At 63.4% G+C, this 1,122-nt stretch carries 1 protein-coding gene; it reads right to left on the bottom strand.

Annotated features, from left to right (window positions below; all coding sequences use genetic code 11):
- Positions 1–89 precede the first annotated feature (89 nt).
- A complete protein-coding gene (locus tag FL625_RS18000) occupies positions 90–1,022 on the bottom strand; it encodes an IS5 family transposase (RefSeq protein ID WP_149590044.1) in 933 nt (310 codons plus the stop codon).
- Positions 1,023–1,122: the final 100 nt, after the last annotated feature.

Below are 1,122 nucleotides of genomic sequence, written 5' to 3'. Positions count from 1 at the left end.
CAGGCCCGAAGTTCCCTCTTGCGCAAGGGGCGGTTACACATGTTGCACAAATCGGCTGACGGCCGGGCCTCCCCTTTCCCCGGGCAGACCTATCCTGCGGCCTCTGTGATGGGCGTGCCGAGCGCGGTGAAGCCGTTGAGCACAGCGACACGGACCTGGAACTCGGCGACCTGACGATCGAACTCGCGTGCGGACAGGCGCTGGCCCAGCAACTTGACGCAGTGCATCTTGGTCTCGGCCCGGCTTCGGCGGTGATAGCCGCTCCATCGTCGCCAGATGGTTCGACCCACACGCTTCGATGTCCGCAGGATTTCGTTGCGTGCGACCGCTCCAGCGGTGTCGGGTTTCCATGGCTTGGCGTTCCTGCGGGGCGGAATGATCGCGGCGGCGCCTCGGGCGGCGATCGCGTCATGGCACTTGCGGGTATCGAAGGCGCCGTCGGCGGTGACGCTGGCGATCTTCTGCTCGGGCGGGATCTGGTCGAGCAACTCAGGCAGCATAGGCGCGTCGCCTATGTCGCTGGTGGTGAACTCCGCAGCTCGGATTTCCAGTGTTTTTTCGTCGATCCCGATGTGGATCTTGCGCCAGACCCTGCGTTTGGTGCCCCCATGCTTGCGGGCGTTCCACTCGCCTTCACCCTCGACCTTGATGCCTGTGCTGTCGACCAGCAGGTGTAAGGGGCCGTCCGAACCGCGGTAAGGGATGTTGACTTTCAAGGTCTTCTGCCGTCGCGACAGCGTGCTGAAGTCGGGCACCGCCCAGTCCAGGCCGATCAGCCGAAGCAGGCTCTCGACGAACCCAGTCGTCTGGCGGAGCGCCATCCCGAACAGCACCTTCATGGTCAGACACGTCTGGATCGCGGCATCACTATAGGCAGGCTGACGCCCGCGCTTGCCGGTCGACCTGGCTCCCCAGGTCATGGCGGGATCGAACCAGATCGTCAGCGAGCCACGGCGCTTCAGCGCTTCGTTATAGGCTGGCCAGTTCCGGGTCTTGTAGGTCGGAGGTGTCGGTTTGCTCATGCAGCCCAGCTACCACGCTGGATTCACGAGATGAATCCCTCACGTGATTTGTGCAACATGTGTAACCGCCCCTTGCGCAAGAGGGAACTTCGGGCCTGAT

It is taken from the genome of Tabrizicola flagellatus (assembly GCF_008271465.1).
GTDB lineage: Bacteria > Pseudomonadota > Alphaproteobacteria > Rhodobacterales > Rhodobacteraceae > Tabrizicola > Tabrizicola flagellata.
The sequence above is the reverse complement of the archived record's forward strand: the minus strand, read 5'-3'. Positions and strand labels throughout refer to the sequence as shown.

What these genes read in the sequence shown, in the direction of transcription:
- FL625_RS18000 (WP_149590044.1), bottom strand. Translation starts at nt 1,022, where the DNA reads ATGAGCAAACCGACACCTCCGACCTACAAGACCCGGAACTGGCCAGCC.